Raw genomic sequence first — 374 nt, 5'->3', positions numbered from 1 at the left:
GGCCCGCTTGCGGCGCTCATACATCATCACCAGCGTCTCCGCGGTCAGCGCCGGCTTCTGCTCGCCCTCGATCTCGACGGTGTTGGCGGCCTTCATCAGATACTGGCCGGGGCCGCGATCCTCCATGGAAAGCAGCGTCGTGCGCAGCCGGATGCGCGCGCCGGCCTTGACCGGCGCCAGGAAGCGCACCTTGTCGAAGCCGTAATTGAAGGCGGCCTGGGTGTTTTCCGGCACGATGCCCATCTCCAGCGCCAGCGCGCCGATGATCGACAAGGTCAGATAACCATGCGCGATCGTGGTGCGGAACGGACTCTGCCGTTTTGCCCGCTCAGGGTCGACATGGATCCACTGATGGTCGCCTGTGCACTCCGCGA

At 65.2% G+C, this 374-nt stretch carries 1 protein-coding gene; it reads right to left on the bottom strand.

Annotation, left to right across the window (positions count from 1 at the left end; translation table 11 throughout):
- Nucleotides 1-374: MaoC family dehydratase (locus tag EN807_RS33150; protein WP_135937990.1), on the bottom strand; the 374-nt coding region annotated here is incomplete at both ends.

It is taken from the genome of Mesorhizobium sp. M5C.F.Ca.ET.164.01.1.1, from assembly GCF_004792125.1.
GTDB lineage: Bacteria > Pseudomonadota > Alphaproteobacteria > Rhizobiales > Rhizobiaceae > Mesorhizobium > Mesorhizobium wenxiniae.
The sequence above is the reverse complement of the archived record's forward strand: the minus strand, read 5'-3'. Positions and strand labels throughout refer to the sequence as shown.